Origin of the sequence: Phycicoccus flavus (assembly GCF_004025965.2) — a bacterium.
Classification (GTDB): Bacteria; Actinomycetota; Actinomycetes; order Actinomycetales; family Dermatophilaceae; genus Phycicoccus; species Phycicoccus flavus.
This window is the reverse complement of the sequence record NZ_SAYU02000023.1, coordinates 35703-55298: the sequence shown is the minus strand read 5'-3', so window position 1 is coordinate 55298 and position 19596 is coordinate 35703. Positions and strand designations below refer to the sequence as shown.

Genomic DNA, 19596 nt, shown 5'->3' with positions numbered 1-19596 from the left:
ATGCACGTCGGAGGGCTGCTGTCGCGGCAGCGGGCCGGGGTGCGCACCCTGCACCTGGCCGAGGTGCTCGCGGCCACCGCCGACGACCCGGCGGGGGTGGCCTGAGGCGATGCCGCGCACGTTCGTCGGGATGCCCCCGTTCCCCGTCGCGGCCCGCGAGGCCCTCGCCGACCCCCAGCTGCGGCGCAACCTGGCGCACGCGACGAGCACGATCCGGGAGAAGCGGGCCCGCGTCGTCGCCGAGGTCGAGGACTGGGAGGACCTGCGCGTGCAGGCGGCCGCGGTCAAGGACGACACCCTGGCCCACCTCGACACCCACCTGCTCGCCCTGGAGGCCGCCCTCACCGCCCGGGGCGCGACGGTCCACTGGGCCCGGGACGCGTCGGAGGCATGCCGGGTCGTGGGCGACGTCGCCGCGGGCCACGGGATCGACGAGGTCGTCAAGGTCAAGTCGATGGCCACCGCCGAGATCGGGCTCAACGAGGCCCTGGCCGAGCGCGGCATCGCGGCCGTCGAGACCGACCTGGCCGAGCTCATCGTCCAGCTCGGGGAGGACCTGCCGAGCCACATCCTCGTCCCCGCCATCCACCGGAACCGGGCCGAGATCCGCGACATCTTCCGGCGCCGGATGTCCGCGGCCGGCCGGGCCGCCCCGGACGACCTCACCGACCAGCCCGCCGAGCTCGCGAACGCCGCCCGGCTGCACCTGCGCGAGAAGTTCCTCTCCGCCCGGATGGCCGTCTCGGGAGCGAACTTCGCCGTCGCCGAGACCGGGACGCTCGTCGTCGTCGAGTCCGAGGGCAACGGCCGGATGTGCCTGACCCTGCCCGAGGTGCTCGTGTCCGTCGTCGGCATCGAGAAGGTCGTGCCCACCTTCGCCGACCTCGACCTGTTCCTGCGGCTGCTGCCGCGCTCGTCGACGGGCGAGCGGATGAACCCGTACACCTCGACGTGGACCGGCGTGACGCCCGGCGACGGACCGCAGGAGGTGCACGTCGTGCTCCTCGATGGCGGCCGCACCCGGGCCCTGGCCGACAGCTACGCCCGGCAGGCGCTGCGCTGCATCCGCTGCTCGGCCTGCCTGAACGTCTGCCCGGTGTACGAGCGGGTCGGCGGCCACGCCTACGCCTCGGTCTACCCGGGGCCGATCGGGGCGATCCTCAACCCGCTGCTGCACGGGGTCGGCTCCGACCCCACGACGGACTCGCTGCCCTACGCCTCCACCCTCTGTGGCGCCTGCGGTGACGTCTGCCCCGTCGCCATCGACATCCCCGGGATCCTCGTCCACGAGCGGACGAAGGTCGTCGACGCCCACCGCGCCGACGCCCGCCCCAAGGCCGAGGCGCTCGCGATGCGGGCCGCCGCCTGGGGCCTCGCGGACGCGCGCCGGACGGGCCTGGCCGAGCGGGCCGCGGCGCTGGCCGGCCGGCTGCCGCTGGGGCGCGGGATGCCCGGGGGACGGCGAGGCCTCACGTGGCTGCCCTTCCCGGGCTCGCGCTGGACCGGCGCCCGCGACCTGCCCACCCCGCCCGCGGAGTCCTTCCGCGCGTGGTGGGCCCGGACCGGCCGCGACGAGGGACCCGGCGTCGCGGGCGGCCGGGAGGACCGGCGATGAGCGCCCGCGATGACGTGCTCGCCGCCGTGCGGGCGGCCCTGCGCGACGGTGATCGACCGGCCGTCCTGGTCGACCGCGCCTACCGCGACCGCGACCCGCTGCCCGCGGGCGCGGACGTCGTCGACCTCTTCGCCGAGCGGGTCGCCGACTACCGCGCCACCGTCACCCGCTGCGCCGCCGGTGACCTCGCCGCCACCGTCGCCGCCGTCCTCGACGGTGCCGCACGGGTGCTCGTGCCGGACGGACTGGACCTCGACGTGCCGGGCGCCGTGCCCGACGAGCACCTGTCCGCCGCCGACCTCGACGCGCTCGACGCCGTCGTCACCCGCGCGGCCCTCGGCGTCGCCGAGACCGGCACCGTCGTCCTCACCCACGGCCCCGGGCAGGGCCGCCGGGCGGTGACCCTCGTCCCCGACCTCCACGTGTGCGTCGTCGAGGCCGGGCAGGTGGTCCGCGGGGTCGTCGACGCCGTCGCCGCCCTCGACCCCGCGCGCCCCCAGACCTGGGTCAGCGGCCCCAGCGCCACGAGCGACATCGAGCTGGACCGGGTCGAGGGCGTGCACGGTCCGCGGCGGCTGCACGTCGTTATCGTCGACCCGGCCGGGTGAGCGCGGCGCCGGGCCCAACGGTGCTCGCCGCCTTCGGCCTCACCGGCACGCCGGCGCACCTGCCCGGCGGTCAGGGGCGGGCCTGGCGGGCCGGCGGGGCGGTGCTCGGGCCGGCCGACCCGGTGGTGCAGCGCTGGCTCGCCACCGAGGTCGCCGCCGTGCCGCAGCGGGGTTTCCGGCTGCCCGAGGTGCTGCGGGCCGCCGACGGCCGCTGGGTGGTCGAGGGCTGGGGCGCCCAGGCGTGGGTGCCCGGCCACCCGGCGAGCGGGGCGGGCGCCGACTGGGCCGCTGTGCTGGCCGCCGGGCGCTCCTTCCACGTCGCCGTGGCACCCCTGCCCCGCCCGCAGTTCCTGGACGGGCCCACCGATCCCTGGTCGCGCGCCGACCGCGCGGCCTGGGGCGAGGACGACGTGCCGGTCCCGGACCCGGTCCGCGACCTCGTCGACCGGCTCCGGGTCGTCCCCGGCCCGGGAGGACCGACGCGGCTCGTGCACCGGGACCTCACCGGCAACGTGCTGCTGGCCGACGGACACCCACCGGCGGTCATCGACGTCACGCCCGCCTGGCGCCCGGTGGGCTTCGCCGAGGGCGTCCTCGTCGCCGACGCGCTGGTCTGGCACGACGCTCCCGCCGACCTGCCGCGGCGGCTCGGGGTGCCGATGGGCGCGGTCGCCCGCGGGCTGCTCTTCCGGGTGCTCACCGCGTTGCTCGTACCGGAGCACCCGACGTCCGCGCCGGCGTTGCGTCGCTCGGCCCGGGTCGCGGACGCGCTCGGCGTCTGAGCACGGTCGGGCACCGGGCGGTGCGCGGGCCTAGTCGCCGCGGCGCTCCAGCGCGACGACGGGGATGACCCGCGTCGTCTTCTCCTCGTAGGAGCGGAAGCCGTCGGACATATCCTTGAAGCGCTCCCAGGCGGCGTCCCGCTCGGCGCCCTCGAGGACGACGGCGGTGACCTCGACGGTGCCGTCGTCGGGGGTCTCGATGCGGGTGTCGGGGTGGGCGCGCAGGTTGTGGAACCAGTCCGGGTTGGTCGGCGCACCGGCCTTGGACGCGGCGATGAACCAGCGGTCCTCGCCGTCCCGGATCGCGGCCAGCGGGGCGACGCGCTCGGTGCCGCTGCGTGCCCCGGTGTGGTGCAGCAGGACGAGGCGGCGGCCGAAGCCCATCGTCTCGACCGTGCCGCCGTTGCTGCGGAACTCCTCGATGACCTTCTCGTTCCAGTCCGACATCCGTGCTCGCCTCTTCCGTGTCCCGACGTGTCGTCCGGCGGGGACAACCGCGTCGCCGGGACCCCTGTTCCGGTGCGCCGTCCGCCGGGGCGGTCTGCGCCCCGGAACCTTCGGGTTCGCGCAGCTTCGGAGGGTGGGCGAACCCGAAGGTTGCGGGATCAGGCGAGAAAGTGCGGACGGGTGGGGCGAGCGAGGGGAGGGGGAGGTGAAGAGGGTTGCGGAGAGGGGGGAGGGGATGGGGGCCGGTCGGGTGGGGTCGGTCGGCCGTTCGGCCACGGTCGCGCGCCGATGGGACGGAGCGCCTCCGGGGGAAGCGTTTCCGCAGGCGCCCACGCAGCGCGCTGCCTACGCTGACGACCACCCTGCTGCACCTTCCGAGGACGCCGATGAACCCCCTGCCTCCCGTCCTGGACCGCACGATCGACACCCCGGCCGAGGCCGTCCCGGGTGCGGAGCGGTTCGCCCACGTCGTCCGGCTCGCCCGGCACCTCTTCGACGTGCCCATGGTGGCCGTCAACCTCGTCGACGCCGAGGTCCAGTCGAGCCTGGCCTGCTCCGGCTTCCCCGGGGACGACGTGCCCCGCCGGGACAGCTTCTGCGCCCACGCCGTCGACACCGACGCCGCCCTGGTCGTCCCCGACCTCGCCGCCGACCGCCGGTTCGCCGCCAACCCCTTCGTCGGCGCCGACCCCGGCATCCGGTTCTACGCCGGGGAGCCGCTGCACGCCCAGGACGGCAGCGCCGTCGGGACGCTGTGCCTCCTGGACTCGCGCCCGCGCGACCTGGACCCGCAGCAGGCCCGGATGCTGCGCGACCTCGCGAACTGGGTCGAGCGCGAGCTCGTCCACGACGCGGAGGCCGAGCAGGCCCGCCGCATCCAGGCCCGGCTGCTGCCCGCCCGTCCGCTCCTCGTCGACGGCTACGACCTGGCCGGCGGCTGCCGCCCGGCCCGTGAGGTCGGCGGCGACTACTTCGACTGGCTCGCGCTGCCCGACGGCACGGTGCAGGTCTGCCTGGCCGACGTCATGGGCAAGGGCGTCGAGGGCGCGGTCGTCGCCTCCGGCGTGCGGGCCATCCTGCGCGGCGCCTCGCGGTTCATCCCGCTGGAGCGCATCCTCGGCCGGATCGAGAGCTTCCTCGCCGACGACGACACCGGCGCGGTCACCTTCGTCACGATGTTCGGCGCCCGCCTGACCCCCGCCACCGGAGAGATCGAGTACATCGACGCCGGCCACGGCCTGGCGCTGGTCGTCGCCCCCGACGGCTCCTCCCGCCGCCTCGCGGCGGTCCACCCGCCGGTCGGCGTCGTCCCCGGCACCGAGTGGCGGGTCGCCCACGACCGGCTCGCGCCCGGCGAGACGCTGCTCGTCGTCAGCGACGGCGTGCTCGACGTCTTCCCCGACACCCCGAGCGCCTTCAGGGCCGGCGTCGAGCTCGTCGCCGGGGCCCGCCGGGTGCAGGACGTCGTCGACGCCGTCACCGCGTCGGGGGGCGAGCACCCCCTCGACGACGTCACGGCCCTGGCCCTGCGGAGGGCGTCGTGAAGCGCGCCCTCGTGCGCGTGCTCGGCACGCTGACCGTCCTCTTCGGGGTCGTCTACGTCGGCTGGCGCTGGAGCATGTCGGTCTACTGGGAGCACTGGTGGATCGCCGTCCCGCTGGCGCTGGCCGAGACCTACGCGCTCGTCGACGCCTTCCTCTTCACCGTCACCGTCTGGCGCTCCCGCGAGCGCGGACCGGCCCCCGAGCCGGAGCCCGGCACGACGGTCGACGTCCTCATCACGACGTACAACGAGCCGGTCGAGATGGTGGTCGAGACCGCCCGCGCCGCCCGCGACATCACCTACCCGCACACGACGTGGGTGCTCGACGACGGCGCCCGGCCCGAGATGGCCGCCGCGGCCGCCGAGCTCGGGGTCGGCTACCTCACCCGCAGCCCGGACTGGGCCGACAAGCCGCGCCACGCCAAGGCCGGCAACCTCAACAACGCGCTCTTCGCCACGGAGGGGGAGCTGCTGCTCATCCTCGACGCCGACCAGATCCCCGACCCGGCGATCCTCACGCGCACCGTCGGCTGGTTCCGCGACCCCGAGGTCGCGCTGGTCCAGACGCCGCAGTGGTTCACCAACGTCACCGACTCCGACCCGCTCGGCAGCCAGGCGCCGCTGTTCTACGGCCCCATCCAGCAGGGCAAGGACGGCTGGAACGCGGCCTTCTTCTGCGGCTCGAACGCCCTGCTGCGGCGCGAGGCGCTCATGCAGCTCGGCATCGTCGGGTACGTCCGCGAGGTCGAGGTGGCCGTCGCCGACGCGCTGCGGGCGGCCGACCGGATCCTCTCGCGGGCCGCGAAGGACCTGGGCGGGGCCACCCCCCGCGCCGCCGAGGCGATGCGCACCCTGCGCCGCGAGGCCAAGGAGGCCCGGGCGCTGCTGGCGGCGGGCACGCCGGTCGCCGACGTCACCTACCGCTTCCGCGAGGCCGTCGCGACGGCGAGCCGCGAGGTCGTCGAGGACGACGTCGCGACGATGCGCGCCGACCTCGCCGCCGTCGCCGCGCTGCCGGTGCGGGTCGACGGCGAGGGCGGGCAGCTCGTCCTCGACGACGTCGCGGTCGACGCGCTCGCCGACCGCGAGTGGTCGCCGCTCGGGGCCGTCGCCTCGGTGCGCGACATCCTCCGCGCGGTCGACGTCGACCGGCCGGACGAGGCCCAGCCGGTGATGCCGATGGCGACGATCTCGGTGACCGAGGACATGGCCACCTGCATGCGGCTGCACGCCCAGGGCTGGCGCTCGGTCTACCACCACGAGGTGCTCGCCCACGGCCTGGCGCCCGAGGACCTCGGGACCATGCTCGGCCAGCGGTTGCGCTGGGCCCAGGGCACCCTCCAGGTCCTGCTGCGCGAGAACCCGCTGACCAAGCGCGGTCTGGCGCCGGGGCAGCGGCTCATGTACTTCGCGACGATGTGGAGCTACCTGTCCGGCTTCGCGGCGCTGGCCTTCCTCGCCGCGCCGGTGGCCTACCTCACCTACGGCGTCCTGCCGGTGCACGCCTACGGGCTCACCTTCCTCATGCTCTTCGCGCCGTACGTCGTGATGAACCAGCTGATGTTCGTCGTCGTCGGGTACGGCGTGCGCACCTGGCGCGGCCACCAGTACAGCCTCGCGCTGTTCCCGTTGTGGATCCGCGCCTGCACGACGGCGGCGGCCAACGTGTTCCTCAAGCGGCCACTGGGCTTCGTCGTCACCCCGAAGACCCGCACCGCGGGCGGCGGCTTCCCGGTGCGGCTCGTCTGGCCGCAGCTGCTCGCCACCGTCGTCCTCGTCCTGGCCGCCATCGCCGGCGTCGTCCGGCTGTGGACCGGCGCCGCGGACAGCGTCATCGGCACCGGCGTCAACCTGGCCTGGGTCGTCTACGACCTCGTCGTCATGAGCGTCATCTTCCAGGCCGCCCTCTACCGGGCCCCGGAGCCCGAGCCCGCCCCCGTCCTCGCCCCGCTGCCCGAGAAGGAGCACACCCCCTGATGGAGATCCACACCCGCGCCGGCTCCGGCTACACCGTCCTGGCCTGCGAGGGCCGGTTGACGATGACGACCGCCGGTCGGCTGCGCGAGGCGGTCGACACCGCCGTGCGCGACGGCGACCCCCGCGTGGTCGTCGACCTCGGGGCGACGACCTTCGTCGACTCCTCGGGCCTCGGCGCGCTCGTCGGCGGCCTGCGCGCGGCCCGGACCGCCGGCGGCGACCTGCGCATCGCCGCACCGAACGACCAGGTGGGCAGCGTGCTCGCGCTCACCAACCTCGACCGCGTCCTCACGCCGCACCCGGACGTCGAGGCCGCGGCCCGTGGCTGGTGACCACCGGCTGACCGGGTTCGCCGTCCCCGAGGAGATCGAGGCGCTGCACGACCTGCTGGAGCGGGTCGGTCGCGACCACCCGGACCTCGCCTCGCTCGACCTCGGCCTGTTCGAGACGGCCGTCATCGAGATCGCGAACAACGTCGTCGAGCACGGCCGCCCGCCCGGCGCGGTGCGCTGGACCTTCGGGGTGGACGTCCACCCGGACCGGGTCGTCGGGGTGCTCACAGACGACGGGGAGGCGCTGCCGGCGACCGTGGACGTCGGATCCGCGGTGATGCCGGGGGTCGAGGACGAGAGCGGGCGCGGCCTGCCGCTCGCCACGGCGGTGCTGGACGAGCTGACCTACGGCCGCGCCGACGGCGTCAACGTGTGGACGATGGTGCGCCGGCGCTCGTGAGCCGGGACGTCCGCGGCGGTCAGGTCGCGGGCGAGGGCGATGCCTCGCCGCGCTCGTCGGCGCTGCGCAGGATGCAGAACTCGTTGCCCTCGGGGTCGGCGAGCACGACCCAGCCGGTGCCGGGTCCGTACTGCCCGCGGTGGTCGGCGACCTCGGTGGCGCCGTGCGCGAGGAGGCGCGCGAGCTCGTCCTCGCGGCCGCCCTCCACCGGTTCGAGGTCGAGGTGGATCCGGTTCTTCACGGTCTTGCCCTCGGGCACCTCGATGAAGAGGAGCCGGTGGGCGCCGTCGCGCGAGAGGATCATGCACTCGTCGTGCCCCGGCAGGTTCGGGTCCCCGGCGACGTCGACGTAGTCCAGGACGCCCTTCCACCACTGTGAGAGCTCGTAGGCGTTGCGGCAGTCGACGGAGGTGTGGGACACGCGGGCGGTCATGCCGCCCACCCTGCCAGCGCCGCTCCCCGGGCGCGAGCAGGTTTCAGACGTGGATCGCGGCCGGGATCCCGTCGGAGAAGACCTCCGGCGGGTCGGGCAGGCGGCGGCTGCGGCCGGCGACGTGGCGGGCGGCGGTCCACGCGACGGCGCAGGCGTCGAGGACGTCGTCGGCGGCGTAGCCGCGCCCGCTCAGCACCGACGGCCGGGGGACGCCCGCGGCGGCCAGCGCGGCCAGCCGCACCTCGCGCCCCTCGTCGGTCTTCTTGTTGGGCCGCAGCGGGGCGCCGGCCATCTCGGCGAACGAGACCTCGGGGTGGACCTCGAGCACGGTGACGGTGGGCCGGGTGCGCAGCCAGGCGTCGACCTCGAGCACCTTGCGGCTCAGGGCGAACGCCTGCGCGCCGACGCCCTGCCCGGTGAGCGGCCGGTTCACCGCGTCGGCGCTCGCGCGGTCGGGCTGCGCGTACGCCGAGCGGGTGAGGGTGGTGAACACCGACGACGCCTTCCCGCGCAGGGCCCGCCGGGCGAGCGCGTCGGCCTGCCGCAGCGAGGCGTCGGGGAGGCCGATGGGGATGTCGATGCCGACGACCGCGAGCCCCACCGCCTCGCGGGCCAGCTCGACGAGCTCGCCGATGCCCGGTGCGAGGAGGACCCGCGGACGGGGCGCGCCGGGCTCCAGCAGCGCTCCCACCCAGCCGCCCGGGCAGCCGTCGACGCCGAGCACCGGTGCCGTGACCTCCAGCGGCTCCGGCCGGCCGACCGGTCCGGCGGTGGAGGGTTCGAGCCGGGCCTCCAGCAGTGCGGCCACGTCGGCGACGACGTCCTCCGGGACCCCGCCCTCCCGCAGGACCTCGAGCGCCGACGAGGCGGCACGGCGGGGGTCGGACGTCGTCACGCCCCCAGCCTGCCGCCCCGGGTCGGGCCGGCGCGACCCCGGGGCTGCAGCCGTCCGGGGTCGCGCCGGGGTCTTCAGCGGGTGCCGGACGTCGCGCCGCCGGACGAGGCCGACGCCACGGCGGGGGCGGCCGGGGCCCGGTCCAGGTCGGGCCCGGACTCCAGGACGCTGCCCTGCTCGCGCTCGTCGACCATCGTCGACTCGTCGAACGGGCGGCGTCCGGCGAGGACCTCGTCCAGCTGCTCGCGGTCGATCGCCCCGACCCAGGTGCCGATGAGCACCGTCGCGATCGAGTTGCCCGCGAAGTTGGTCAGGGCGCGCGCCTCGCTCATCATCCGGTCGATGCCGACGATGAAGCCGACGCCGTCGACGAGGTCCGGGCGGTGGCTCTGCAGGCCGCCGGCCAGCGTGGCGAGCCCGGCGCCGGTGACGCCGGCCGCGCCCTTGGACGCGATGATCATGAAGACGAGCAGGCCGATCTGCTGGCCGATGCTGAACGGCTTGTCCATGGCCTCGGCGATGAACAGGGAGGCCATCGTCAGGTAGATCGCGGTGCCGTCGAGGTTGAACGAGTACCCGGTGGGGACGGTGATGCCGACGACCGGGCGCGAGACGCCGGCGTGCTCCATCTTCGCGATGAGCCGCGGCAGGGCCGACTCCGAGCTCGACGTCGAGAGGATGAGGAGGAACTCGCGGGCCAGGTAGCGGAAGAGGGCGAAGACGCTGACCCCGGCGACGAGGCGCAGGATCGTCCCGAGGATGCCGAAGACGAAGATCAGGCAGGTGGCGTAGAAGGCGACCATGATGAGGCCGAGGCTCTTCAGCGCGTCCAGGCCGGTGGCGCCGACGACCGCGGCCATCGCCCCGAAGGCGCCGACCGGGGCGACCCACATGATCATCGCCATGAGGCGGAAGACGAGGCGCTGGAAGTGGGTGATGCCGCGCAGGATCGGCTCGCCCGCCGTCCCCATCTTCTGCAGCGCGAACCCGACGAGCAGCGCGACGAGCAGGGTCTGCAGGACCGAGCCGGAGGTGAGCGACGACACGAGCGTGTCGGGCACGAGGCCGAGGAGGAAGTCGGTCGTCGACTCGGCGCCGCCGGTGGCGGCCTGCGACTGGCCGCTCTTCGCGAGCTCGTCGGTGAGGTTGAGGCCGGCGCCGGGCTTGACGATGTTGCCGACGACGAGGCCGATGGCCAGGGCCACCGTGGACATGGCGAGGAAGTAGCCGAGGGCCAGCCCGCCGACCTTGCCGACCTGGGCGGCGCGGCGGACCGAGCCGATGCCGAGGACGATGGTCGCGAAGATGATCGGGCTGATCATCATCTTGATGAGGTTGACGAAGAAGGTGCCGAGCGGCTTCAGCTGCACCCCGAACTCGGGGAACAGGAAGCCGACGAGGATGCCGAGCACCATCGCCGCGATGACGGCGATGTAGAGGAAGTGCGTGCGGTCGCGACGTCCCCCGGTCTCGGGCCGCTCGGGCGTGGTCGTCGTGGATGCGGTCATGGGCGTGAACTCCTTCGTCCGACGCGGGGGTGCGCTGCCAGACAGGGTGGTGCCGCCCGCGGCTATCGTCACGCTTGTGTACGCAGTGTTCACGCGCGACGCCGGCGTCGGCCGGTGAGCGGCGTGACCCCGACCCCCGAGGAGCAGCGCCGCGGGTTCAGCGTCGCGGGGCAGACCGCCGTGCTCGTCGTCGCGCTCGTGTTCGGGGTCATCGCCGCGGGGCTGGCGGCCGCGTACGTGCAGGCCGAGCGGGCGGTGACCGACGAGTCGACGGCCCAGGTGCTCGCCGTCGCGCGGGCGGTCGCGGCCGAGCCCGACGTCGTCACGGCGGTGACCGACGGCGACCCCGGCGGGGTGCTGCAGCCCCTGGCCGAAGGGGTCCGCGCGAGCACGGGCACCGACTTCGTCGTCGTCATGAGCCCGGACGGCATCCGCTACAGCCACCCCAACCCGGCGCAGGTCGGCCGCCGGTTCGTCGGCCACATCGACGCCGCGCGGGCCGGCGGCACCGTCGTCGAGGACTACACCGGCACGCTCGGGCCGAGCCGGCGGGCGGTCGTCCCGGTCACCGGCGCCGGCGGGTCCGTCGTCGGGCTGGTGGCCGTCGGGATCGGGGAGCCCGCCGTCGACGCCCGGATGGCGGGCGAGCTGCCGCCCCTGCTCGTCGCCGGGGGCGTGGCCGGCGTCCTCGCCGGGATCGGGGCGACCCTCATCGCCCGGCGGGTCCGGCGCCAGACCCGCGGGCTGCGCGCCGCCGAGCTCCAGGCCATGCACGACCACCACGACGCCGTGCTGCACTCGGTCACCGAGGGCCTGGTCCTGCTCGACCCCGAGGGCCGGGTGCGGCTGGCCAACGACGAGGCGCGGCGGCTGCTCGGGCTCGCCGACGACCCCGCCGGACGCCCGGTGGCGGACCTCGGGCTGGGGCCGGCGCTGGTGCGCGCGATGAGCGACCCCGACGTCCGCGAGGACGACCTCCACGTCACCGGGTCGCGGGTGCTCGTCCTCAACAAGGCCCGGGCCCGGCGCGACGGCGAGGACCTCGGGGCGGTGGTGACGATCCGCGACCGCACCGACCTCGAGGAGCTGACCGGCGAGCTCGGGGCCGCCCGCAGCCTGGCCGACGCGCTCCGCTCGCAGGCGCACGAGGCGGGCAACCGGCTGCACACGATCGTCTCGCTCATCGAGCTCGGCGACACCTCGCGGGCCCTGTCCTTCGCCACCGACGAGCTGAGCCGGGCCCAGCACCTCACCGACCGCGTCGTCGCCGGCGTCGAGGACCCGGTCGTGTCGGCACTGCTGCTCGGCAAGGCCGCCGAGGCCCACGAGCGCGGCATCGACCTCGTCCTCGACGCCGGGCTGCGGTGGCCGGCCGGGGTGGCCTCACCGCGCGACCTCGTGACGGTCGTCGGCAACCTCGTCGACAACGCCTTCGACGCCGTCACCGGGCAGCCCGGCGAGCGCCGGGTCGAGCTCACCGCCCACGACCGCGGCGACCGGGTCGAGCTCGTCGTCGCCGACACCGGCCCCGGCATCCCGCCGGCGCTGCGCGAGCGGGTCCTCGAGCGCGGGTTCTCGACCAAGCCGGCCTCCGGGGACGCCGGGCGCGGGGTCGGGCTGGCGCTCGTGCACGGCACGGTGGGGCGGCTCGGCGGGACGCTGGGCTTCGCCGGCCCACCCGGCGCCGTCGTCACGGTGACGCTGCCGGTCCTGCGCGGCGGCGCCGGCGCACCGGTGGACACCGCCGACCGGGTCGGCCTCGGCCGGTGAGCCCCGACGAGCCCATCGCCGTCCTCGTCGTCGAGGACGAGCCCGTCGCCGCGGAGGCGCACGCGACGTACGTCGGCCGGGTCGAGGGCTTCGTCGTGTCGGGTCGGGTGCACACCGCGCGGGAGGCGCTGCGCCACCTCGGGGAGCACCGGGTCGACCTCGTGCTCCTGGACATGGGGCTGCCGGACCTGCGCGGGCTCGACGTCGTCCGGGCGATGCGCGCGCACGGCCACCGGGCCGACGTCGTCGCCGTCACCTCGGCGCGCGACCTCGAGACCGTGCGGTCGGCGGTCTCGCTCGGGGTCGTCCAGTACGTCCTCAAGCCGTTCGTCTTCGCGACGCTGCGCGAGCGCCTCCTGGCCTACCGCGACTACCGCCACGACGCCGGCGAGGCCGACACCCAGGCGCAGGTCGACAGCCTGCTCACCCGGCTGCGGCCGGCGGCCCCGGTGAGCGTGCCGAAGGGGATGACCGAGGACCTGCTGGGCCGGGTCGTCGTCGTGCTGCGCGAGGCGGGCACCGGACGGTCGGCGGCCGAGCTGGGCGAGGCCCTCGGGGTGAGCCGGGTGACGGCCCGGCGCTACGCCGAGCACCTCGTCGACTCCGGCCGGGCCGCCCGCGGCAACCGCTACGCCGGCACCGGTCGTCCCGAGGTCACCTACACCTGGCGCTCCTGACGCCGGGGCTCCGTCCCGGCGCCCCTCCGGTGGCGGCGGGAGTCGAGACGTCGTGACGGATGTCCTGGTCACCGGCCGTCCGTCGCACAGGTGCGGGTGCGAGGCTGGAGCCATGGTGGACTCCTCCCGCGTGACCCGGATGCTCGAGCCCTGGCGCGGTGCGCCCGACGACGACGTCGTCGCGACGGACGTCGACGTCCACCGCCGACGCCACGCCGCCGCCGGCGTCGAGGCCGTCGCCGTCTCGGTGAACCGTGCCGCCGGCCAGATGGGTCCGGCCCGGACGCTGAACACGCTGCGCCGCCTCAACCAGGCCGACGGCTTCGACTGCATGGGCTGCGCGTGGCCCGACCCCGACCCCGAGCACCGCAGCTTCGCCGAGTTCTGCGAGAACGGTGCCAAGGCCGTGGCCGAGGAGGCCACCAAGCGCAAGGCCGACCCCGCGTTCTTCGCCGAGCACTCGGTCGCCGAGCTCGCGACGTGGAGCGACTTCCGCCTCGGCCAGCAGGGCCGCATCACCGAGCCGATGCTCCTGCGCGAGGGCGGCACCCACTACGAGCCGGTGACCTGGGAGGAGGCCGTCCGGCTCGTCGCGGACACCCTCAACGGTCTGGACAGCCCCGACGAGGCGGTCTTCTACACGAGCGGTCGCGCCTCCAACGAGGCGGCGTTCACCTTCCAGCTCTTCGCCCGGGCCTTCGGCACGAACAACCTGCCGGACTGCTCGAACATGTGCCACGAGTCGACGTCCGTCGCGCTCGCCGAGTCCATCGGCATCGGCAAGGGCTCGGTGAGCCTCCAGGACATCCACGACGCCGAGCTCGTCATCATCGCCGGGCAGAACCCGGGGACCAACCACCCCCGGATGCTCAGCGCGCTGGAGAAGTGCGTGCAGGGCGGCGGCCGGATCGTCGCGGTCAACCCGCTGCCCGAGACCGGCCTGATGAAGTTCGACAACCCGCAGACCGTCAAGGGCCTCACCGGTGTCGGCACGGACCTGGCCAGCGAGTTCCTCCCCATCCGGCTCGGCGGCGACCTCGCGCTCTTCCAGGCGCTCGGCGCGCTGCTCGTCGAGAACGGCGCCGTCGACACCGACTTCGTCGACCGGCACACCACCGGCTTCGAGTCGTACAAGGAGCACGTCAAGGACCTCGACTGGGACGACGTGCTGCGCGCCACCGGTCTGGAGCGCGCCCAGATCGAGCGGGTCGCCGACCTGCTCGCCGCCTCCTCCCGCACGGTGTTCTGCTGGGCGATGGGCGTGACCCAGCACCGGCACGCCGTCGCGACGATCAAGGAGATCACCAACGTCGCCCTGCTCCAGGGCAACATCGGCAAGCCGGGCGCGGGTCTGTGCCCGGTCCGCGGTCACTCCAACGTCCAGGGCGACCGGACGATGGGCGTCTGGGAGAAGCTGCCCGCCCACTTCGGGGACCGGATCAGGGCCGAGTTCGGCTTCGAGCCGCCGCGCGAGCGCGGCCACGACGTCGTCAACACCGTCCGCGCGCTCGTCGAGGGCAAGGTCAAGGTCCTCATGGGCCTCGGCGGCAACTTCGCCGCCGCCACCCCGGACTCCGACGTCACCCACGAGGCGATGCGCTCGGTCGACCTCGGCATCCAGGTGTCGACCAAGCCGAACCGCACCCACATGCTGCCCGGCCGGCAGATGCTCATCCTCCCGTGCCTCGGGCGCACCGAGAAGGACCTGACGACCGCCGGCTGGCAGGGCGTCACCGTCGAGGACTCGATGTCCGAGGTGCACCTGTCGGTCGGCCGCAACGAGCCGGCGAGCGCGCACCTGCACGGCGAGCCGTGGATCGTGTGCCGGATCGCCGAGGCCACCCTCGGCGACCGCCCGAGCGGGTCGCGCATCGACTGGGCGGCCATGGCCGAGGACTACACGCGCATCCGCCACCACATCGGCAACGTCGTCCCCGGCTGCGACGCCTACCAGGACAAGGTGATGCGGCCCGGTGGCTTCACCCTCCCGCACCCGCCGCGCGACACCCGCACCTTCGAGACCCCGTCCGGGAAGGCCCAGATCGCGGTCAACCCCATCGCGGTGCTCACCGCCCCCGAGGGCCACCTGCTGCTGCAGACGCTGCGCAGCCACGACCAGTTCAACACGACGATCTACGGCCACGACGACCGCTACCGCGGCCTCGCCGGCGGTCGCCAGGTCGTCATGGTCCACCCCGAGGACATGAGCGCGCTCGGCCTGCAGGAGGGCGAGCTGTACGACGTCGTGTCCGGCTGGACCGACGGCTCCGAGCGGGTCGCCCACGGCTACAAGGTCGTGCCCTACCCGACCGCCCGCGGGTGCGCCGCCGCGTACTACCCCGAGTGCAACGTCCTCGTGCCACTGGACCACGTGGCCGAGGGCAGCAACTGCCCGGCGAGCAAGTCGGTCGTCGTCCGCTTCGCCCCGCACGGGTCCTGCGAGCGGCACGACGCCGAGGCGGGCTCACGGGTCAAGGCCGGCGAGGACCAGGGCAACCGCAGCGACGTCGAGCCGGTGCACCTCAGCTGACGGGGGCGCCCTCCCCGGCGGGCTCGCGGACGGCCGGCTCGTCCGCCGGGGTGCTCGACCGGTTCGGCAGGAACGCCGCGAGGACCACGAGCCCGACAGCCAGCACGGCGGCGACCCCGAACGCGGCCCGGACGCCGCCGACGTAGGCGGCGGCGTCGCTCGCCCCTGCGTCGGTCAGCTGCGCCGAGCGCCAGGACAGCACGGTGACGGTGACCGCGGTGCCGACGGCGGCGGCCACCTGCTGGGCGGTGCCGAGCAGCGACGAGCCGTGCGAGTACAGGTGACGGGGCAGCGCGCCCAGGCCCAGCGTGAAGGCGGGGGTGAAGAGCGCGGCCAGGCCGACCATGAGCAGCGCCTGCACCCCGAGGATCGCGGCGTAGGGCGTGCTCTCGCCGATCCGGCTGAGCCCGGCCAGGGCCAGGGGGACGCCGAGCGCACCCGGGACCACGAGGACGCGACCGCCGCGTCGGTCGAAGACCCGGCCGACGACGGGGCCGAGCAGCCCCATGGCCAGGCCGCCCGGGGCCAGCAGCAGCCCGGTGCGCAGCGGCGACAGCCCGCGCAGGTCCTGCAGGTACAGCGGCAACAGGATCATCGTCCCGAGCATCGTGAGGAAGCCCAGCGCCTGCACCGACAGCGCCAGCGCGTAGGTGCGGTGGGTGAGGGTGCGCAGGTCGAGCAGCGGCTCCGAGCGGCGGGTCAGGGCGCGCTGGCGCAGGACGAACGCGGCGAGGACCGCGAGCCCGCCGGCGATCCACACCCCGGCGGGGACGGCGCCGGGGTTCTCCTCGCCGATCCGGCTGAGGCCGTACACGAGCCCGCCGAAGCCGAGCGCCGACATGACGACGCTCAGCCAGTCGACCGCCGAGTCCCGGGGCTCGCCGACGTCGGTGAGGCGCCGCAGACCGACGACGGAGACGAGCGCGACGACCGGCAGGACGACGCCGAACAGCCAGCGCCACCCGGCCACGCCGAGGACGAGCCCGGAGAGAGCCGGCCCCAGTGCCGGTGCCACGGAGATGGCGAGCGTGACGTTGCCCATGACCCGGCCGCGGTCGCGCTCGGCGACGACGGTCATGAGCGTCGTCATGAGCAGCGGGAACATGACGGCGGTGCCGGCGGCCTGGACGACCCGGCCGGCGACGAGCACCGGGAAGACGGGCGCCAGCAGGCAGATCACGGTGCCCGTGGCGAAGGTGCTCATCGCGACGGTGAACGCCGTGCGGGTGGTCACGCGCTGGAGGAACCAGCCGGTGACGGGGATGACGACGGCCATGGTGAGCATGAACGCGGTCGACAGCCACTGCGCCGACCGGGCGCTCACGGCGAACTCCGCCATGAGGCGCGGGATGGCGTTGACCATGATCGTCTCGTTGAGGATGACGGTGAAGGTCGCGGCGACGAGCCAGCGCAGCACCGGGTAGGACGCTGCGGCCTCCGTCGTCGGCGGCTCGGGCAGCGTGCGGGGCGGTGCGGTGTCGGTCATGGGGCCCGTCGGGGTCGAGGCGGTCGTGGGTCGGAACTGGTCCACGGTAGGAGCGAACACCGCGACACCGCGCGCGCATTTCCGTCGCCGCGGCCCGGGCGCGGCCCGGGCGGACGGACCTACGCTGGGGCGATGGACGCCGCGCGCCATCCCCTGGCCGACACCCCCTACGTCTCGCTGACGACCTTCCGCCGCACCGGCGCGCCCGTGCGCACCGCCGTGTGGATCGCCCCGGCCGCCGACGGCAGCGAGCACCTCGTCGTCGTCACCGTGGACGACACCGGCAAGGTCAAGCGCCTGAACCACACCCGCCGGGTCGAGCTGCGCCCCTGCGACCGCCGCGGCCGGGTCAAGGACGACGCGCCGACCTACCGGGGCGAGGGCGTCGTCGTCCGCGGCCCGGACGAGGTGCGGGCGGTGCGCGCCGCCGTCGTCGCCAAGTACGGCTGGCCGGCCCGGCTGTCCGACCTCGTCGACGCTGTCACCTCGCGGGTCGGCCTGCGCCGCAACCCGCGCGCCGGCATCGTCCTCACGGTGGATCCGGCGCCAGCCGCCTGACCCCGGCCACCTGCGAGGACCGCCCGACACGGGCGACCGCCGCCCGGCGGAGCCGGACGGCGGTCGTCGTGCGCGCCGGAACGGCGCGGAGGGGTGGCAGGTCAGCCGATGACGGTGATGTTCGCCGCCTGCAGGCCCTTCTGGCCCTGCTGGGTCTCGTACTCGACCTTGGCGTTCTCCTCGAGGGAGCGGTAGCCGTTGCCGTTGATCGCGGAGAAGTGGGCGAAGACGTCGGCCGAGCCGTCGTCGGGGGCGATGAAGCCGTAGCCCTTCTCGGAGTTGAACCACTTGACGGTGCCAGTAGCCATGGAGATCTCTCTTCCTGAGTGGGTGCACCGCGGGTCGGCACGCCCGGCGTTGTGATGCTTGGTACGTACCTCTGCTCAGAAAGTGCTGCCGGGCCCCGACGGGGCCCGTCCTGCTACTACGTCAACATCGGAAAGCTCAACAACACGGGAACCCTATCGTGCTCGGCCGTCCGGCACGACCCGAGGGGCCCTACGTCGACACGAGTCGTCCGAGCGACCACCGCGCGACGGGGGCGTAGCCCGCGACGACGGGCCAGAGGGCGTGCGTGACAACCCATCCGGTGCAGCCCTCCGCGGCCGGGTCCACCCCGTGCTCGAAGCGCAGCCGCAGCGGCCCGGAGCGCACCCGCCAGGACCAGGTGCGGGCGTCGTGGTCGACGGTGTCGACGGTGAAGACGGCGACGACGCCGCCCACGCCGGTGACCCGCCCGCTCGACCCCGGCTCGATCACCGCGTGGGGGTAGTCGACCTCGCGGATGTGCGGCGCCCACGTCGACCAGCGGCGCGGCTCGGTGTAGCGGGCCCAGGCGTGCTCGGGCGGCAGTGGGCCGGTCGCGGCGAGGCGCATCGAGCCGGTGACGAGGGACACGCGGACCATCCTCCCGCATCGGTCCCGCCGCGGGGCTGTCGAGGCTCGGCCCGGGTCCGCTGGTCCGGGCCGTGGGCGCGGCGATAGCGTGACGGGGTGAGCCTCCTGCGCGTCGACCGCTCCGTCCGGGACCAGGTGCGGTCCTCGGTCCTGGACCAGGTGCGGCGCCGCTCGCCGGTCCGGCACCTGCCCCAGGCCACTCCCGACCGGCTGCGCGGCACCTGGCGCGACGCCCGCCCGGGCCGCATCGAGGCCGCCCTGGCCGACGCGCTCGCCCGCCCCACGCACGGCTGGGTCGTCGTCGGCGCCTCGGGCGAGGTGCCGTCCGACACCTCAGTTGTCCGCACCGTCGGCGGCCGCGAGGTCGTGCTGTGGCGGGACGTCGACGGGTCGCTGCTGGCCGGGCCGGGTGCATGCCCGCACCTCGGGGCACGGCTGGACGCCTGCCCGGTGGTCGCCGGCGACGTGCGCTGCCGCTGGCACGGCATGCCGCTCGGGCGCGACACCGACCCGCCGTGGGCGACGGTCGCCGCGTACGACGACGGCGTCCTGCTGTGGGCACGCCTCGGCGTGATCGAGGACGGTGTGGAGCCGACCGACCGCCCGGTGCTCGCCACCCGTCCGGCGCCGTCCGGGGCGGTGGCGTCCGTCGTCGCCCTGCCCGTCACCTGCGAGCCGCGCGACATCGTCGCCAACCGGCTCGACCCGTGGCACGGCGCCTGGTTCCACCCCTACGCCTTCAGCGACCTCACCGTCGACGACGACGCCTCGACCCCGGACCGCCTCGTCCTCGACGTCGCCTACCGGCTGGACCGCCGCTTCGCCGTCCCGGTGCGCGCCGAGTTCACCTGCCCCGACGCCCAGACCGTCGTCATGACGATCACCGAGGGCGAGGGGCTGGGCAGCGTCGTCGAGACGCACGCCACCCTCGTCACGGCGCCCGGGGTGCACCCGGCACGCACGGTGATGACCGAGGCCGTCGTCGCGACCTCGGACCGGGTGGGCTTCCGGGTCGCCCGGGGGCTCGCGCCGCTGGTGCGGATGGGGATGCGCGCCTCGCAGCGCCAGCTGTGGACCGACGACCTCGAGTACGCCGCCCGCCGCTACGCCCTGCGCCGCGGCCTCGTCGGCTGACCCG

19 protein-coding genes and 1 pseudogene are annotated in these 19596 nt (G+C 74.9%); 13 read left to right on the top strand and 7 right to left on the bottom strand.

What is annotated here, in order from left to right; genetic code table 11:
- From EPD83_RS20645 to EPD83_RS08815, 4 genes and pseudogenes are all read left to right on the top strand, one after another.
- Window positions 1-105 (top strand): annotated as a pseudogene (locus tag EPD83_RS20645) ((Fe-S)-binding protein); the annotation flags it as partial.
- 4 nt (window positions 106-109) lie between these two features.
- Entirely contained in the window at window positions 110-1615 is a 1506-nt protein-coding gene (locus EPD83_RS08825; protein WP_165566481.1) for a lactate utilization protein B, read from the top strand.
- Complete coding sequence (locus EPD83_RS08820; RefSeq protein ID WP_128368539.1) at window positions 1612-2223, top strand: LutC/YkgG family protein; 612 nt, start codon at window positions 1612-1614, stop codon at window positions 2221-2223. The genes EPD83_RS08825 and EPD83_RS08820 overlap by 4 nt, the downstream gene beginning before the upstream one ends.
- Window positions 2220-3005, top strand: coding sequence for an aminoglycoside phosphotransferase (locus EPD83_RS08815; protein WP_165566480.1), 786 nt, complete (start codon window positions 2220-2222; stop codon window positions 3003-3005). Before EPD83_RS08820 ends, EPD83_RS08815 begins: the two co-directional genes overlap by 4 nt.
- Window positions 3006-3035: 30 nt before the next feature.
- Here EPD83_RS08815 and EPD83_RS08810 read toward each other — a convergent pair whose 3' ends face one another.
- Window positions 3036-3452 (bottom strand): nitroreductase/quinone reductase family protein, encoded by a 417-nt coding sequence (locus tag EPD83_RS08810; RefSeq protein ID WP_128367033.1) that lies wholly within the window; start codon window positions 3450-3452, stop codon window positions 3036-3038.
- Between the two features lie 386 nt (window positions 3453-3838).
- Between EPD83_RS08810 and EPD83_RS08805 the strand changes: the two genes are divergently transcribed.
- Genes EPD83_RS08805 through EPD83_RS08790 form a run of 4 tightly spaced genes read left to right on the top strand, consistent with a single transcriptional unit; the run spans window position 3839 to window position 7704 of the window.
- Entirely contained in the window at window positions 3839-4996 is a 1158-nt protein-coding gene (locus EPD83_RS08805; RefSeq protein WP_128367034.1) for a PP2C family protein-serine/threonine phosphatase, read from the top strand.
- Complete coding sequence (locus EPD83_RS08800) at window positions 4993-6972, top strand: glycosyltransferase family 2 protein (RefSeq protein ID WP_235950426.1); 1980 nt, start codon at window positions 4993-4995, stop codon at window positions 6970-6972. Before EPD83_RS08805 ends, EPD83_RS08800 begins: the two co-directional genes overlap by 4 nt.
- Complete coding sequence (locus EPD83_RS08795; protein ID WP_128367035.1) at window positions 6972-7304, top strand: STAS domain-containing protein; 333 nt, start codon at window positions 6972-6974, stop codon at window positions 7302-7304. Before EPD83_RS08800 ends, EPD83_RS08795 begins: the two co-directional genes overlap by 1 nt.
- On the top strand, window positions 7294-7704 hold the full coding sequence (locus EPD83_RS08790; protein WP_128367036.1) for an ATP-binding protein: 411 nt from the start codon (window positions 7294-7296) through the stop codon (window positions 7702-7704). The genes EPD83_RS08795 and EPD83_RS08790 overlap by 11 nt, the downstream gene beginning before the upstream one ends.
- Window positions 7705-7723: 19 nt before the next feature.
- Here the strand turns inward: EPD83_RS08790 and EPD83_RS08785 are convergent, their stop codons facing one another.
- The 3 genes from EPD83_RS08785 to EPD83_RS08775 form a co-directional block, all read right to left on the bottom strand.
- Window positions 7724-8137 carry a VOC family protein gene (locus EPD83_RS08785; protein ID WP_165566479.1) on the bottom strand — a complete coding sequence of 138 codons (414 nt, stop codon included), beginning with the start codon at window positions 8135-8137 and terminating at the stop codon, window positions 7724-7726.
- Between the two features lie 43 nt (window positions 8138-8180).
- Window positions 8181-9032 carry a DUF429 domain-containing protein gene (locus tag EPD83_RS08780; protein ID WP_128366036.1) on the bottom strand — a complete coding sequence of 284 codons (852 nt, stop codon included), beginning with the start codon at window positions 9030-9032 and terminating at the stop codon, window positions 8181-8183.
- Between the two features lie 74 nt (window positions 9033-9106).
- Window positions 9107-10540, bottom strand: a complete 1434-nt coding sequence (locus tag EPD83_RS08775; RefSeq protein ID WP_128366035.1) for a cation:dicarboxylate symporter family transporter — start codon at window positions 10538-10540, stop codon at window positions 9107-9109.
- Window positions 10541-10663: 123 nt separating this feature from the next.
- Between EPD83_RS08775 and EPD83_RS08770 the strand changes: the two genes are divergently transcribed.
- From EPD83_RS08770 to EPD83_RS08760, 3 genes are all read left to right on the top strand, one after another.
- Complete coding sequence (locus EPD83_RS08770; protein WP_128366034.1) at window positions 10664-12310, top strand: sensor histidine kinase; 1647 nt, start codon at window positions 10664-10666, stop codon at window positions 12308-12310.
- The gene (locus EPD83_RS08765; RefSeq protein WP_128366033.1) at window positions 12307-12987 is read left to right on the top strand and encodes a response regulator; all 681 of its coding nucleotides are present in this window, start codon (window positions 12307-12309) and stop codon (window positions 12985-12987) included. Before EPD83_RS08770 ends, EPD83_RS08765 begins: the two co-directional genes overlap by 4 nt.
- A gap of 112 nt (window positions 12988-13099) precedes the next feature.
- The gene (locus EPD83_RS08760; RefSeq protein WP_322095777.1) at window positions 13100-15517 is read left to right on the top strand and encodes an FdhF/YdeP family oxidoreductase; all 2418 of its coding nucleotides are present in this window, start codon (window positions 13100-13102) and stop codon (window positions 15515-15517) included.
- Here EPD83_RS08760 and EPD83_RS08755 read toward each other — a convergent pair.
- Window positions 15510-17003: an MDR family MFS transporter gene (locus EPD83_RS08755; RefSeq protein WP_165566478.1), complete on the bottom strand. Its 1494-nt coding sequence runs from the start codon at window positions 17001-17003 to the stop codon at window positions 15510-15512. The two genes, EPD83_RS08760 and EPD83_RS08755, sit on opposite strands and share 8 nt — an antisense overlap.
- Window positions 17004-17135: 132 nt before the next feature.
- On the opposite strand from EPD83_RS08755, the gene EPD83_RS08750 reads away from it, so the two are divergent.
- A complete protein-coding gene (locus tag EPD83_RS08750; protein ID WP_128366031.1) occupies window positions 17136-17561 on the top strand; it encodes a PPOX class F420-dependent oxidoreductase in 426 nt (141 codons plus the stop codon).
- Window positions 17562-17662: 101 nt separating this feature from the next.
- Here EPD83_RS08750 and EPD83_RS08745 read toward each other — a convergent pair whose 3' ends face one another.
- Both EPD83_RS08745 and EPD83_RS08740 read right to left on the bottom strand, forming a co-directional pair.
- The gene (locus EPD83_RS08745) at window positions 17663-17869 is read right to left on the bottom strand and encodes a cold-shock protein (RefSeq protein ID WP_128366030.1); all 207 of its coding nucleotides are present in this window, start codon (window positions 17867-17869) and stop codon (window positions 17663-17665) included.
- 190 nt (window positions 17870-18059) lie between these two features.
- Window positions 18060-18458, bottom strand: a complete 399-nt coding sequence (locus EPD83_RS08740) for an SRPBCC family protein (protein ID WP_205859474.1) — start codon at window positions 18456-18458, stop codon at window positions 18060-18062.
- A 96-nt stretch (window positions 18459-18554) separates the two neighbouring features.
- Between EPD83_RS08740 and EPD83_RS08735 the strand changes: the two genes are divergently transcribed.
- Window positions 18555-19592 carry a DUF5914 domain-containing protein gene (locus EPD83_RS08735; protein WP_205859473.1) on the top strand — a complete coding sequence of 346 codons (1038 nt, stop codon included), beginning with the start codon at window positions 18555-18557 and terminating at the stop codon, window positions 19590-19592.
- The last annotated feature ends 4 nt before the right edge of the window (window positions 19593-19596 follow it).